Genomic DNA, 14782 nt, shown 5'->3' on the forward strand with positions numbered 1-14782 from the left:
ACGCTCGGCAAAGGTGAATTGTGGGTACGGCGCAGTCCGCCGACGATACCCGCGTGAATGCGGAGCTCGACCGATTGCTCGATGCGCAAGGCGGCGTGGTGACCTCCGCCCAGGCGTTGACCTATCTGACCCGACGCGGCCTGGAAGCGGACTTGAAATACGGTGTGCTGCAGCAGGTTTGGTACGGCATCTACGGACGCGGTGAATTGACCGACGCGCTACGACTGCGCGGCCTGGATTTGGCGACAGGGACGACGATCGCGGTGTGCCTGAGCACCGCCGCAGCCAGCTACGGCTTCGACACCGAACTGGATAGACACCTGCACGTGCTGAATCCCGGCGGGCACCAGTTGCGACCGACCCGCGGTCTGGTCGTACATCGCCGCGCCGGCGCGCCGCTGACCGTCGTCGACGGACGGCCGACCACCACGCCCGCGTGGACGGCGATCGAGGTGGCGCGTGGGCTTCGCCGGGGCCGCGCCCTGGCGACCCTGGACGCCGCCTTGCGCAGCGGCGCGTGCGACAGCGGCGAACTGCGGCGCGCGCTCAAGCGGCATTCCGGGCGGCGTGGCGTCGTCGCGGCACGGGAATTGCTCGAGTTGGCTTCTCCGCTGGCCGAGTCGCCGATGGAGAGTGAGGCCCGCCTGGTCATGATCGATGGTGGGTTGCCGCCGCCGGTTTTGCAGTACGAGATTGTCGACCTCAACGGCCAGACCTGGCGGTTCGATTTCGCCTGGCCCGAGTACCGCGTCGCGGCAGAATACGACGGCGCCGACTGGCACAGCGGGCCCGCGGCGTTTCTTCGTGACCGTCGACGCGGCGCGGCGGTGCAGGATCTGGGCTGGGTGGTCGTACCAATCGTCGCCGAGGACGTCAGATACCGGCCCGTCGAACTCGTTGCTCGGATCGAGCGCCGCCTGCAGCGGGCCGCGTGAGTGTGCGCAGAATGCCAGCTGTAGCGGCGTGTCGGTGTGCAAACACGCGCGCTCGCGAAACAAAGGGGGCTAGGTGCTAGGCCCCGGGCCGATGTTGCGGGCGGGGCGAGTCCGGATGTCGTGGACGTAATCGCTTGGTGCGCCAGCGATCTCGGCCGCGTCGGCCATGACCCCGAGATAACGCGCCGACGGCAGCCCGCCCTCCCAGGCGTCCAGCACGTACAGCCACGCCAGGACGGGATCGGTGGTGGTGTCCGACGACAACCGCTCCACCCGGCAGCGGATCTTCTTGTGGACGCCGAACTCGGAGCCCTCCCAGCGGTCGAGGTTCATCTCGTCGGCCGGCGTCATGTCATACAGCACGACGAACACCCGCGAACCCGGATCCTCGACGACGGAGGCCAGGGCCCCTTCCCACCCGAAGTCCTCGCCGCCGAACGTCAGCCGCCACCCCGGTAACCAGCCGGTTCCCGCCATCGGTGAGTGGGGTGCGCGCTGCAGCATCTGCTCGGGATGCATATTCGATCCGTAGGCGGCGTAGAGCGGCACGGGGAAAGCTTAAACGGCGCCTGGGCATGCGGCGCACCTGCATGTTGGGCGTTCCGCGGCTAGGTTATGGGCTGTGGTGACCCGCATCGTGATCATCGGTGGAGGACCGGCCGGTTACGAAGCCGCGCTGGTGGCCGCCACCTCACACCCCGACACCACCGACGTCACCGTGATCGAGTCCGAAGGCATCGGCGGGGCGGCCGTGCTGGACGACTGCGTGCCGTCCAAAACGTTCATCGCCTCCACCTGGCTGCGCACCGAGTTGCGCCGGGCGCCGCGCCTGGGCTTCGACATCGACATCGACGACGCCAAGATCTCGTTGCCCCAAATCCATGCCAGGGTCAAGCGGCTTGCCGCCGAGCAGTCCGCCGACATCGCCGCCCAACTGCGCGGTGTGGGTGTGAAACTGGTCGCGGCACGCGGTGAGTTGGTCGACCCCACCCCCGGGCTGGCGCGGCACCGCGTCAAGGCGACCGCCGCCGACGGCACCACCGACGAGTACGACGCCGACGTGGTGCTGATCGCCACCGGCGCCAGCCCTCGCGTCCTGCCGTCGGCTCTGCCCGACGGCGAACGCATCCTGACGTGGCGCCAGCTCTACGACCTGGAGGCGCTGCCGGAGCACCTGATCGTGGTGGGCTCCGGAGTGACCGGCGCCGAGTTCGTGCACGCCTACACCGAACTCGGCGTGCAGGTGTCGGTGGCGGCCAGCCGAGACCGTGTGCTGCCGTATGAGGACCTCGACGCGGCACTGGTGCTGGAAGAGTCGTTCGCCGAACGGGGCGTGCAGCTGCTCAAGAACGCCCGCGCCGAATCGGTCACCCGAACCGACACCGGCGTGCTGGTGACCATGACCGACGGCCGCACCGTTGCGGGCAGCCATGCCCTGATCACCATCGGGTCGGTTCCCAACACCACCGGCCTCGGCCTGGAGCGGGTCGGCATGGAGTTGGGCCATGGCGACTACCTGAAAGTGGACCGAGTGTCGCGCACATCGGTGCCCGGGATCTATGCCGCCGGCGACTGCACCGGTCTGCTGCTGTTGGCCTCGGTCGCGGCGATGCAGGGCCGGATCGCGATGTATCACGCGCTGGGCGAGGGCGTCAGCCCGATCCGGTTGCGCACGGTCGCGGCGACGGTTTTCACCAGGCCCGAGATCGCCGCCGTCGGAGTGCCGCAATCGATGATCGACGACGGTTCGGTGCTGGCCCGGACCATCATGCTGCCGTTGCGGACCAACGCCCGGGCAAAGATGTCGGGGCTGCGGCAGGGTTTCGTCAAGATCTTCTGCCGGAAGTCCACCGGCGTGGTGATCGGCGGTGTGGTGGTGGCGCCGATCGCCTCTGAGCTGATCCTGCCGATCGCCGTGGCGGTGCAGAACCGCATCACCGTCAACGCGCTGGCCGAAACGCTGGCCGTTTACCCGTCGTTGTCCGGCTCGATCACCGAGGCTGCCCGCCGGCTCATGGCGCACGACGATCTGGACTGAAAGCCACTAGCCTGGGTTGAGCAACGCTACCGACGAGTAACCGATAGGAGTCTTTCCTCGTGACCGATTCGTCGCCGGTTTCTTCGCTGGGACCCGCGCAGCGCGCGGTGGCCTGGGAGCGGCTCGGCTCTGAGCAATTCGACGTGGTGGTCATCGGCGGCGGCGTGGTGGGTTCCGGGTGCGCGCTGGACGCGGCCACGCGTGGGCTCAAGGTGGCGCTCGTCGAGGCGCGGGACTTTGCCTCGGGAACGTCGAGTCGCTCGTCGAAGATGTTCCACGGCGGGTTGCGCTACCTCGAGCAGCTGGAGTTCGGGCTGGTGCGCGAGGCGCTTCACGAGCGTGAGTTGTCGCTGACCCGGCTGGCACCACATTTGGTCAAGCCGCTGCCTTTCTTGTTCCCGCTGACCAAGCGCGGGTGGGAACGACCGTATATCGCCGCGGGCATTTTTCTCTACGATAATCTCGGCGGCGCGAAATCCGTTCCGCCACAAAAGCATTTGACCCGAGCCGGTGCGTTGCGGCTGAGCCCTGGCCTGAAGCGCAGCTCGTTGATCGGCGGCATTCGCTACTACGACACCGTCGTCGACGACGCCCGGCACACCATTACGGTCGCCCGCACCGCGGCGCATTACGGCGCGGTCGTCCGGTGCTCCAGTCAGGTGGTGGCGCTGCTGCGCGAGGGTGAACGGGTCATCGGCGTGCGCGTTCGCGATTCCGAGGACGGTTCGATCACCGAGGTCCGCGGGCACGTCGTGGTCAACGCCACCGGGGTCTGGACCGACGAGATTCAGGCGCTGTCCAAGCAGCGCGGGCGATTCCAGGTGCGCGCGTCCAAGGGCGTGCATGTCGTGGTGCCGCGGGACCGGATCGTCAGCGATGTCGCGATCATCCTGCGCACCGAGAAGTCGGTGATGTTCGTCATCCCGTGGGGCAACCACTGGATCATCGGAACCACCGACACCGACTGGAACCTCGACCTGGCGCATCCCGCGGCCACCAAGGCCGACATCGACTACATCCTGGGCACCGTCAACACTGTGCTGGCCACACCGCTGACGCACGCCGACATCGACGGCGTGTACGCCGGGCTGCGCCCGCTGCTGGCCGGGGAAAGTGAAGAAACCTCCAAGCTGTCCCGGGAGCACGCTGTCGCGGTGCCCGCGCCCGGGCTGGTCGCCATCGCCGGCGGCAAGTACACCACCTACCGGGTGATGGCCGCCGACGCGATCGACACCGCGGTTCAGTTCATCCCGGCCCGGGTAGCGCCGTCGATCACCGAGAAGGTGGGCCTGCTGGGCGCCGACGGTTACTTCGCGCTCATCAACCAGGCCGAACACGTTGGCGAGCTGGTAGGTGTGCATCCCTACCGGGTGCGCCATCTGCTGGACCGCTACGGGTCGCTGATGGACGATGTGCTGGCCCTGGCCGCCGGCCGTCCCGAGCTGCTGAGCCCGATCAAGGAGGCGCCGGGCTACCTGAAGGTCGAGGCGCTGTACGCCGTCACCGACGAGGGGGCCCTGCATCTCGAGGACATCCTGGCGCGTCGGATGCGGATCTCCATCGAGTACTCACACCGCGGCGTCGACTGCGCCCGGGAGGTGGCCGAGGTGGTCGCGCCCGTGCTGGGGTGGAGCGCCGCGGACATCGAACGCGAGGTCGGCAACTACCACGCGCGGGTGGAGGCCGAGATACTGTCGCAGGCCCAGCCCGACGACGTGTCGGCGGATGAATTGCGGGCCAGTGCACCGGAGGCGCGCGCCGAGATTCTCGAGCCGGTGCCGCTCAATTGAGACCCGCGCCGCTGCCGGTGCGCGACGGATTGGGGCCCGCCCGGGTACGGCTGCGGGGCGGGCCGGTGCTGGCCGAGCTGACCGCCCGGTTCGGCGCGGCGGCCCGTGCCAAAGTCCTGGCCGGAGAGGTCGTCGACGCCGACGGAGCGGTGGTCGACGCCACCACCGTGCTGCCCGCCGGGGCCGGCGTGTATCTGTACCGCGACCTTCCCTATGAGGTGGCGGTGCCTTTTGACATACCCGTGCTTTACCAGGACGCGGACATCGTGGTCGTCGACAAGCCGCACTTTTTGGCCACCATGTCGCGCGGACGCCATGTCGCGCAGACCGCGTTGGTGCGGCTGCGCCGCGAGCTCGGATTGCCCGAGCTGAGCCCGGCCCACCGACTGGATCGGCTCACCGCCGGGGTGCTGCTGTTCACCACCCGCCGCGAGTTGCGCGGCACCTACCAGACGCTGTTCGCCCGCGGCCTGGTGCGCAAGACGTACCTGGCGCGGGCGGCGGTCGATCCGGCGCTAGTGCTACCGCTGGTGGTGCGCAGCCGCATAATCAAACGACGTGGCCAACTGCAGGCGGTGTGCGAGCCCGGTGTGCCCAACGCCGAGACGCTGGTGCAGCTGGAAGCCCCGGACGGACCCTACCGGCTGACGCCGCGCACCGGGCGCACCCACCAGTTGCGGGTGCACATGGCGTCGCTGGGGGTGCCGATCACGGGAGATCCTTTGTACCCCAACGTAATTGATGTGGCTGCTGACGACTTCAGTACGCCGCTGCAGTTGCTGGCGCAGCGCATCGAGTTCGACGATCCGCTCACCGGTAAGCGCCGGGAGTTCGCCAGCCTGCGTAGGTTAGCCGGCGTGGACGTGGATAAGTTCTGACCCGTGTTGTCGTCAGGGGGAGCGGGGCTCGGCTTCGTCGTCGGTGAGGGTGAAGTAGTTTTCTTCCTCCTGTACGAAGTGCAGGCGTAGCAGCGCGTACAACCCGTACAGGCAGGCGAGCAGGTCGTCAACTTGGTCCGGGGCTATGGCGCCGCAGTTTTGGGCCAACTCCGTATGCGCGCCGATCCGGTCGGATAGCCGCTGAATTTCGGCATGCGTTCGGCTCATGGTGGCGGTGGCTTCGCCAGTGCCGAGCGGGTGGGCCAGCGCGGGGTACAGCTGGGTCTCTTCGGCGCGTTCGTGGGGCAGGATCCGGTCGGTGAGCACGCCGTGTGCGCGGATGATCGCCTGTAGCGCAGACTGATCCGGTGCGGCGGCCAAGTGGTCGGCCGCGTCCCGCAGCAGTCCGATGGTGTCGCGTAGTTCGTCGTGTTCGGCGTCGAAGTGCCGCAGCATCTGTTCGGTTCGTGCGGGCAGATCCACCTCGACGGACGGATTGCCGCGCAGGGCGCGCAGCGCGTTGACGATCACGGCAACATCGATACCCTCCTGCAGCAGCGCACCGGCGGCCGGCGGCAGCCATCCGATCGCGGCAATGGCCATCGCGGCGAGCGACAGGCCCATGCCGACGACGGCGCTTTGCACCGCGATGCGCCGCGACCAGCGGGCGATGTCCATCGCGTCGGCGAGCCGCTCCAGCCGATCGGTGGTCAAAACGATGTCGGCGGCTTCCGAGGACGCGGTGGCACCGCGCGCGCCCATCGCCACACCTACGCTGGCCGCAGCAAAGCGGGCGCGTCGTTGACCCCGTCGCCCACCATTACGGTCACCGCGCGGTTTCGTTCGGCGCGCACGGCGGCGACCTTGTCGGCCGGGCTCTGTTCTGCGTACACCTCATCCAGCCCCAGCACGGCGGCGACCTCGCGGGCGGGCTCTGCGCGGTCTCCGGTGAGCATCACCAATCGATTCAGTCCGGCGGCGCGCAACCGGCGCATGGTGCGCGGTGCATGGCGGCGTAGCGGGTCCCGCAGCAACACCGCGCCCGCCGGTCGACCGCCGATGCAGACCCATGCGATCGCGGCGTTGTCCAGCAGGGCCCGGTTCACCGCAGCGCGGGCCCATTCCGCCGACGCGGTGTCGGTGGCCAGCTTGCCGACGCGGATGCGCTGATCGCCGATGGTCGCGGTAACGCCACGTCCGGCCTCTTCGACCACCTCGGTGGGCAGTGACAGCCGCAGGCCCCGGCGTAGCGCCTCGGTGACGATCGCCTCGGCCAGCACATGTGGAGACATCTGATCCACCGAGGCGGCCAGTCGGAGTATCTCAATCGCGTCGCTTCCGGGCGCCGCCGCGACATCAATGACGACGGGGCGTCCCATGGTCAGTGTGCCGGTCTTGTCCATCACCAAAGTTGTTGCGTGGCCCAGGTTTTCCAGCGCGCCTCCGCTGCGGATCACCACACCACGACGCGAGGACCGCGACAGCCCGGACACGATCGCGACGGGCGCGGCAAGCAACAGCGGGCAAGGAGTGGCCACCACCAGCACCGCGACCGCCCGCACCGGCGACCCGCTGGCCAGCCACGCCCCGCCCGCCACCAATAGCGTCAACGGCAAAAACCACGCCGCGTACCGGTCGGCCAGCCGCACCACAGGTGCGTTCTGCGCCCCGGCCTGCGCGGCCAGTTGCACGATGTGGGCGTATGTGCTGTCGGTGGCGGTGGCGGTGGCATGCAGTTCGAATGCGCTGCCCGCGTTGACCACCCCGCTGCGCACCGGTTCGCCGACGCCGCGTTCCACCTGCAGCGGTTCGCCGGTCAGAACCGATTCGTCCAGCACCGCCGCCGCACCGGCGATGCGCCCGTCCACGGGCACCACCTCGCCCGGGCCGACGACCAGCAGATCGTCGACCGCAACCTCATCCAGCGCGATCACGCTCACCGCCGATCCGACGCGGCGGCGTGCGAACCGCGGTGCATGCTCGAGCAGCGCCCTCAAATCATGGGACGCGCGGCGTTCGGCCGTGGCCTCGAGCGCCCGCCCGCCGGCCAGCATCACAGCGATCAACGCACCGGCGAGGTACTCGCCCACCAGCAGCGTGCCGATCAGCGACAACACCGCAATCAGGTCGACCCCGACCCCGCCCCGGCGCAAAGCTTCCAGCACCCACACCACGGCGGGGGCTACCGCCACGGCTGTGCCGGCGATCCAGCAGCCATCGGCCACCCGATGCCAACCGGCCAGCCACGCGATCCCGCCGGCCGCTAGGGCCCCGACCGTCACCGCGACCAGGACCGGCTCGACCAACCGGTGCAACTGGGCGAGGAATCCGCGTGCCGCAGGTTCCGAACCGCCCATTTCATTCACTTCGCACTCGGCTTTTGCAAGTCGACCACGCCTGCGGTGTCCCACCACAGAGCCGCACTACCCCCAAGCCAAGGTCCTAGGACCCTTAGGACCTATTGACACAGAATTGAGGACTCAGGTCACTAGAAGGGCGGATAAGTTCTGGTGAACATGGTGACGTGACTGACATAACTTCGCCCGGCTTGACCCCGATCTCCACCATCACCGGCGACCCGGTGGCACGCGTCCCCGCAGACGCCACTGTTGCCGACGCCGCCAAGGCCATGGTCGCCCATGACGTCGGGGCCATCGTGGTTGGTCACGAAGAGCGGCCCGCCGCGCTGCTGAGCGAGCGCGACATCGTTCGCGTGGTGGCCGCCGGACAAGATCCAGCGACCGTCCCGGCAATCGACCTAGCCAGCACAAAGTTGGTGTGGTGCGGCGCCGATGCCACGGTCAACCAGGTGGCGGCGCGGATGATGGACCGCTACATCCGCCACGTCCTGGTGGAGCGCGATGGCGCGCTGGAAGGCATCGTCTCGGCCCGCGACCTGCTCGGCGTTTACAGCGCCTATAGCAGCGACGCTGACCTGGATCTCGATTCGGCATGAAGCGGCGATCCGTGGCCGCCGTGGTCGGCGCGAGTCTGGCCGGGTTGACGGGTTGGGATCTCCTGCAGCGCCGACACACCATTCTGCGCAACTTTCCGATCGTCGGCCACCTGCGGTTCCTGCTCGAAGCGGTCGGCCCGGAGCTGCGCCAATACATCGTCACCGACAACGACGCGGAGCGGCCCTTCAGTCGCGACCAGCGGCGCTGGGTGTACACCTCCTCGAAGCTGACCAACCGGTACTTCGGGTTCGGCACCGACAACGATCTGGAACGGGTCCACAACTACCCGATCATCAAGCATGCGGCGTTTCCGGCGCCGGCCCCGGACGGCGAGCCCAACCACCCCGACCCGGCCGTGCCTTTGCCGGCGGCAAAGGTGCTGGGCGGCGCCCGGGGCCGGGCCAAGGCTTTCCGGCCCTCGTCGTTGGTCAACATCTCGGGGATGAGCTTCGGGTCGCTGGGCGGCGCGGCCATCACCGCGCTCAACAAGGGCGCCGCCATGGCCGGCGCCCTGCAGACCACGGGCGAGGGCGGGATCTCCCCCTATCACCTCAACGGCGGCGACCTGGTCTGGCAGATCGGCACCGGCTACTTCGGCTGCCGCAACGACGACGGCACCTTCAGCCTGCCCCGTCTGATCGACCGGGTGGCGGCCACGCGAAAGATCCGGGCCATCGAGATCAAGCTGAGCCAGGGCGCCAAACCGGGCCTGGGCGGCATGCTGCCCGGCGCCAAGGTGACCCCGGAAATCGCCGCGATCCGCGGTATCCCGGTCGGAGTCGACTGCAAGAGCCCCGCCGGGCACTCCGCATTTCGCGACGTCGACGGGCTGCTCGACCTGGTGGAGACGATCGCCGCCGAGACGGGTCTACCGGTAGGCATCAAGTCCGCGGTCGGGGAAGAGCGGTTTTGGCTCGAGCTGGCGACGCGCATGGCGCGCACCGGCAGGGGCGTCGACTTCGTGACCATCGACGGCGGCGAGGGCGGCACCGGCGCGGCTCCGCTCGTCTTCAGCGACCACGTCGCCCTGCCTTTCAAGTGGGCCTTCCCCCGCGTCTACCGGGCCTTCGCCGACCAGGATGTGCACCACGACGTGGTGTTCATCGGCTCGGCCAAGCTCGGCATTCCCGAGAACGCCCTGCTGGCGCTGGCCATGGGCTGCGACATGATCAACGTCGCCCGAACCGCGATGTTCTCCATCGGCTGTATCCAGGCTCAGCGCTGCCACACCGGCCGCTGCCCCTCCGGTGTCGCCACCCAGTCGCCATGGCTGCAGCATGGCCTGGATCCGGCCCTGAAGTCGGTGCGCTGCGCGAACTATCTCGCCACCCTGCGCTTCGAGTTGCTGTGCCTGGCCCGCGCCTGCGGCTACCCGCACCCCGCCCTGGTGCCGCTGGACGCCGTCGAGCTTCTCGATGTCGACCTCAAGAGCGTGAACGTCGGCGAGTTGTTCGACTACCGGCCCGGCTGGGGCCTGCCCGGTCCGGCCGACATCGAAGCGATCACGACCCTGATGGCGTGTTCGCGTCCCGGCTGAATCAATGACCCGCGGCGACGGGGTTGCTGCGGGATTCCATCATGCGGTTGCGAACGATATGTTCGACGAGGATTGGAACGAAGGCCTGAACCGGTGCGGCGACGAATTGTTGAGCGGCCTCCTCGCACCAGCGCTTGATCTGGGCGGTTCGCTGCTCGTCGTCGCTTCCCTCGTGGCGGGCCAGCTTGGCCGCGACCTCGGCCGCCGATCGCGCGACGGCTGGCGCGTTGGCCGGGGCGTCCCCGGCGTTAGCGCTTCCGCGTGCCTCATCCAGTGCCTTTCGGGCAACCTCTTCGCTGGCGTCCGGCCGGATGACGTGCAGTGTGACGTGACCACCGTCCTCCCCGATCAGGATGACACTCGCCGGCTCATCACTGGCGAAGCCCAGCAATTCGACCGTGTGGCCGGCGATCTCGGCCAGTGCCGGCGTTTCGTCCCAGCCATTGCGGCGGTAGCCCACCATAACGATCCGCCCCAGCCGGTCGGACACCGACGCCACCAAGTCCGGCAGCTCGTCGACCAAGTGCTGCGACCGCGGCCACCAGGCTCCGTCGATGTGCTCCGATACGGACCGATAAGGCTTGAGCTGCAACCGATTTTCGTGTTCCACTTCGACCACCTGCTCGCTGAGTCTGCGGATTGTCCTGCAATTCGCCGGAAAACCTCAGCCCACGGTACGGGCCCGATGACCAACCCGCGACTCGAGTACCGAGAAGCGTCGACTGGGTAGCCGTGGTATTTAGCGAACGTGAACAACAAGTGACCGCAACTACTTTCGCTGCGCGGATCAGTTAGCCGACTGGCCGCCCATGATCCGTCTCTGAACGGACTCAGATGCACGGGCCAGCAGATCGGGAGCGAGCGCCGACAGCGAACTCGCCACCGCAGCGGCCAGCAGGGCCTGACCCCAGCCGAGCGGGTCTACGGGGGTGCAGCCGAACACGTGGCTGAGCCCCGGGGTGGTCACCACCACCGCGAGCGCGCCGAGCGAGCCGACCGTCGTGGTCACCACCAGCGGGCCGTGTGAGTCGACCAGTGTCTGGGCGAGCTGCGTGCCGACCAACGCGATCAGCCCGACCGTCGCCGCGCGGCGCGGCGTGCCGGTCACGCTGGCCATCGACCAGCCCAGCGTGGCGCCGATCGTGGTCGCGGCACCGCGAATCCCGATCGCGCGCCACATCGCTGCCTCGTCCCGCTCGACCTCGGTGGTGCCCGCCTGCGGGCTGACCGCCAGCGCGGCGGCGGGCAGCGCATCGGTCAGCATGTTGACCAACAGCATTTGGCGAGTGTTGAGCACCGAATGCCCGGTCAGGACGGTGGTGATCACCGCAAAGCACACCTCGCCGAGGTTGCCGCCCAGCAGCATCGACACCGCCGACTGCACTCGCCGCCACAGCTGCTGGCCCTCGTCGAGGGCGTCCAGCAGTGCCTCGATCCGCTCATCGAGCAGCACCACATCGGCCGCGGTGCGGGCCGCATCGCTACCGCGCGCTGCCACCCCGACGCCGACGCTGGCCGCCCGGATCGCGGCGGCGTCGTTGACCCCGTCGCCGACCATCGCGGTGACCAGACCCGCCCGCTCGAGGGTTTGCACCACGTCGATCTTGTGTTCCGGCGTCATCCGCGCGAAGACAACTCGCGAAGCGACCGCCGCGGCCCGCGCATCGGCGGACAGCGCTTCCCAGTCGCTGCCGGTGATCACCTGGTCGGCCGTCACGTCGATGCCCAGCTCCTGGGCGATCACCGTCGCCGTCGCGGGATGATCACCGGTGATCAATCGGACCCCGATATCGCGGTCGGCAAGCCCCTGTAGCACGGCCCGGGCCATCGGACGGACAGTATCGGCCAATCCGAGCAGACCGACCGGGGTGAGCTCAGACGTGCACAGGGTTTCCAGAAGAACGGGATCAGCCGCGGCGGCCGCGGCTTGCTCTGGGCTGAGCCGGCGCTCGGCGACCGCGAGTACCCGCAGACCGTTGGCCGCCATCGCGTCGATCTGCTGCGTCAACGGTTCGTCATCGTGCAGCAGCGCCGACGAGAGCACCTCGGGTGACCCCTTGATCGTCAGCCGGGTGCCGGCGAGCGCCGCCGCGAACGGACGGCCGGACTGGAACGGCAGGAAGGCGTCGCGCGTCAGCCGCGCTTGCGGCTGCGAACCGTCATCTCGAAGCGAAGGATCGTCAGCGGCCCGGTGTATCGCATCATCGGTCGCGTGATCGACGCGGTGCGTGTGCCTGGCATAGCTGGTGCTCAGCGCGGTATCCAGCACGTGTCCGGGGGTGAAGCCCGCCGTCGGGCGCACCGCTTTGACCTTTAGCCGGTTCTCGCTCAGCGTGCCGGTCTTGTCGAAGCACACCACATTCAGCCGGGCCAGTGCCTCGACCGAGTGGGGGTTACGGATCAGCACCGATTCGCCGGTGAGCCGGCGCGCGGCGGCCAGCTGGGCCAGTGTCGCCACGAGCGGCAACCCCTCCGGAATGGCAGCGACGATCAGCGTGACCGCGCTCGACACCGCCGTGCGCAACGGGGTTCCCCGCGACACGCTGAGCAACCCGACCAGCCCCCCGCTGGCCACGCTGAACGGCAAAGCCCGCCGGGTGATATGCCTCAACTGTCGCTGCAGGCCGATCTCGCGAGACTTTCTCGGTGCCATCGCCAGCGCCTTGCGCATCTCGGAGCGTGAGCCGACCGTGGTCACCACGGCCACCGCTGTGCCGGCAACCATGGTGGTGCCGGCATAAAGCATGCATGTCCGTTCGGCCAGCGGGGCGCCCGGTGTGGGTTCGGCCTGTTTGGACACCGGCAGCGACTCACCGGTCAGCGTGGATTCGTCGACTTCGACGTTTGATGCGTGCAGCAGCCGGGCGTCGGCGGGAATCACCTCGTCGGAATGGACTTCGATGATGTCGCCCGGACGCAGCCGCTTGGCGGGCACCTTCTCGTTGCGCTGCCCATCCAGCGGACCCACGCGGCGGCGGGCGGGTGGCTCCTGCACAGCCAGCAAGCGATTCAGGATGCGTTCGGCGTGCAGCTGTTGCTCGGCCGACAACGCCGCGTTGACCAACAGCACATTACCCACCAGGAACGCATCCAGCGGCGAGCCGAGCAGCGCGCTGGCCAACGCGCCGGTGGCCAGCAGCGGAGTAATCGGGTCGGACAGGTTGGTACGCATCTCGTCCGCGAAATCGCGGACGAGTCCCCACGACGCCGCGGTCGCGGCGTGCAGCACGCGAACCGGCGGCAGCCTTTGCCACCATGCGGATGATTCCTCGGGGTGTTCGCCGGCAGGGCGGGGCAGCAGCCTCTGCACCTCCGCGACCGGCAGGCCGTGCCAGTCGTGGCCGGTTTCGGGCTCCGGCAGCGGGTCCCGGAAAATCTTTGCGCCCGCGCGGAATCCGAACCACAGGCTGGCGGCCATGCCGGCGTTGACCGATGCCGAACTGCGTCCGGGCACACCGGGAATCAACATCAATGCGCCGAGCACCGAAGCCGAGGCCGACAGCCGGACGGCATTGTTCGTGGCGGCGCGCGCGGCAGGCAGCGCGTGCAGCACACGCCAGGCGCCGGTCAGGTCCGACACGAACACGTCGGCGTCGCACGGTGGAGGATGCTGCTTCCGGAGCACGCCGATCGTGACGTCGGACCGGTGCGCTGCCCGCATCTCCGACGTGGTCAACAACGCCACGGTCGCGCCGCCGGCCTTCAGTTCCGCGACAGCCGCCGCCACCGCGTTGTCGATCGACGTGTCTAACGGATACAGCTGGTCGAATCCTTGTGCCAGAGAACGCAAACTGTCGTCATCGAGGGAAAAGACCCGCGGGTGTGACCGCCGCGCTTCGGTAAGCACCGCCGCGGCGAACGGATCGCGAACCGGGCTGATCAGTGCCTTGCCCGACCCGCCTGCTCCGGGAATATCGGCCAGCTTGTGCCATCCCGGCTTCAGGCCGTCACTGTAGCCGTCATTGTCGAGGGCGGCCCGAACCGCTTGCCAGGCATGGGCGCGTCGCGAACTCTGCACGCCCAGAACGCGACTCACCATCAAATCGTCCGTGTAGAGCGCCCGCGGGTCGATCATGATCGCGTCGACCCGGTCGAGTGTCCGCAGGACGAATGGGCGCAGCACCAGTGCGTCGTGCTGAGTGCTCAAGCCGCGATTCATCGCGCACCCGAATGCCTCACGGACGGTGCGCAACGGCTTCGGGACGGCAGCCAGTGCGGCGGCGCCGGCCGTGTCGAGATTGCGTGACAGCAGACCGATCACGGCGGCGGCGCCGATGCCGGCCAGGCCGATGCGGTTGGCATAGAGTTCCGCGGGCCCGTCGGGACGGCTCAGGCTGTTTCTGGGCGTCGAGGCCGCGTCGTCCGGTACTGGCTGGCTGCCCAGCGCGGATTCATGCCGAGACCACGCCAGCCGACCGTTCCACGCCTCGGCCGCCAGCATGGTGCGGGTAGCGGCTTCGGCGGCCGCCGCCGTCGGCGACAGCGTCAACGCGGCCGTCGCGGCGTTGACGAAACCGAACAAGACATCGGTGCCTTCCGGCCCCAGGCGTCGCTCCAGCTCCCGGCGCAGCCGCGGCAGATGGTCTGCCAGCGTCGACGGCACGGCCACCAAGTCGGGCAGTCGGGGCAGGCGCAGCAGGCTGCCGG

General features: G+C 68.6%; 9 protein-coding genes and 1 pseudogene. 6 read left to right on the forward strand and 4 right to left on the reverse strand.

Annotation, left to right across the window (positions count from 1 at the left end; translation table 11 throughout):
• Positions 1-53 precede the first annotated feature (53 nt).
• Entirely contained in the window at positions 54-935 is an 882-nt protein-coding gene (locus ACLP9N_RS06855; RefSeq protein WP_442406677.1) for a hypothetical protein, read from the forward strand.
• A 69-nt stretch (positions 936-1004) separates the two neighbouring features.
• On the opposite strand, the gene ACLP9N_RS06860 is transcribed toward ACLP9N_RS06855, so the two are convergent.
• Positions 1005-1484, reverse strand: coding sequence for a gamma-glutamylcyclotransferase (locus tag ACLP9N_RS06860; protein WP_442406678.1), 480 nt, complete (start codon positions 1482-1484; stop codon positions 1005-1007).
• A 73-nt stretch (positions 1485-1557) separates the two neighbouring features.
• Here ACLP9N_RS06860 and ACLP9N_RS06865 point away from each other — a divergent pair, with 73 nt between their 5' ends.
• The 3 genes from ACLP9N_RS06865 to ACLP9N_RS06875 are packed head-to-tail and all read left to right on the forward strand — an operon-like array spanning position 1558 to position 5641.
• Positions 1558-2973 carry an NAD(P)H-quinone dehydrogenase gene (locus ACLP9N_RS06865; protein WP_442406679.1) on the forward strand — a complete coding sequence of 472 codons (1416 nt, stop codon included), beginning with the start codon at positions 1558-1560 and terminating at the stop codon, positions 2971-2973.
• 59 nt (positions 2974-3032) lie between these two features.
• The gene (locus ACLP9N_RS06870; protein ID WP_442406680.1) at positions 3033-4763 is read left to right on the forward strand and encodes a glycerol-3-phosphate dehydrogenase/oxidase; all 1731 of its coding nucleotides are present in this window, start codon (positions 3033-3035) and stop codon (positions 4761-4763) included.
• Positions 4760-5641 carry a pseudouridine synthase gene (locus ACLP9N_RS06875; RefSeq protein ID WP_442406681.1) on the forward strand — a complete coding sequence of 294 codons (882 nt, stop codon included), beginning with the start codon at positions 4760-4762 and terminating at the stop codon, positions 5639-5641. The genes ACLP9N_RS06870 and ACLP9N_RS06875 overlap by 4 nt, the downstream gene beginning before the upstream one ends.
• A 12-nt stretch (positions 5642-5653) precedes the next feature.
• Here ACLP9N_RS06875 and ACLP9N_RS06880 read toward each other — a convergent pair.
• Positions 5654-7998: pseudogene (locus ACLP9N_RS06880) on the reverse strand (heavy metal translocating P-type ATPase).
• Between the two features lie 167 nt (positions 7999-8165).
• On the opposite strand from ACLP9N_RS06880, the gene ACLP9N_RS06885 reads away from it, so the two are divergent.
• Together ACLP9N_RS06885 and ACLP9N_RS06890 are read left to right on the forward strand one after the other, a co-directional pair.
• Complete coding sequence (locus ACLP9N_RS06885; RefSeq protein ID WP_442406682.1) at positions 8166-8597, forward strand: CBS domain-containing protein; 432 nt, start codon at positions 8166-8168, stop codon at positions 8595-8597.
• The gene (locus ACLP9N_RS06890) at positions 8594-10135 is read left to right on the forward strand and encodes a glutamate synthase-related protein (RefSeq protein ID WP_442406683.1); all 1542 of its coding nucleotides are present in this window, start codon (positions 8594-8596) and stop codon (positions 10133-10135) included. Before ACLP9N_RS06885 ends, ACLP9N_RS06890 begins: the two co-directional genes overlap by 4 nt.
• A gap of 1 nt (position 10136) precedes the next feature.
• Here ACLP9N_RS06890 and ACLP9N_RS06895 read toward each other — a convergent pair whose 3' ends face one another.
• Complete coding sequence (locus ACLP9N_RS06895) at positions 10137-10745, reverse strand: DUF5994 family protein (RefSeq protein ID WP_442406684.1); 609 nt, start codon at positions 10743-10745, stop codon at positions 10137-10139.
• Positions 10746-10922: 177 nt separating this feature from the next.
• On the reverse strand, positions 10923-14782 hold a 3860-nt coding region (locus ACLP9N_RS06900; RefSeq protein WP_442406685.1), incomplete at its 5' end, for a cation-translocating P-type ATPase.

This window comes from Mycobacterium sp. (assembly GCF_052144515.1).
Lineage (GTDB): Bacteria > Actinomycetota > Actinomycetes > Mycobacteriales > Mycobacteriaceae > Mycobacterium.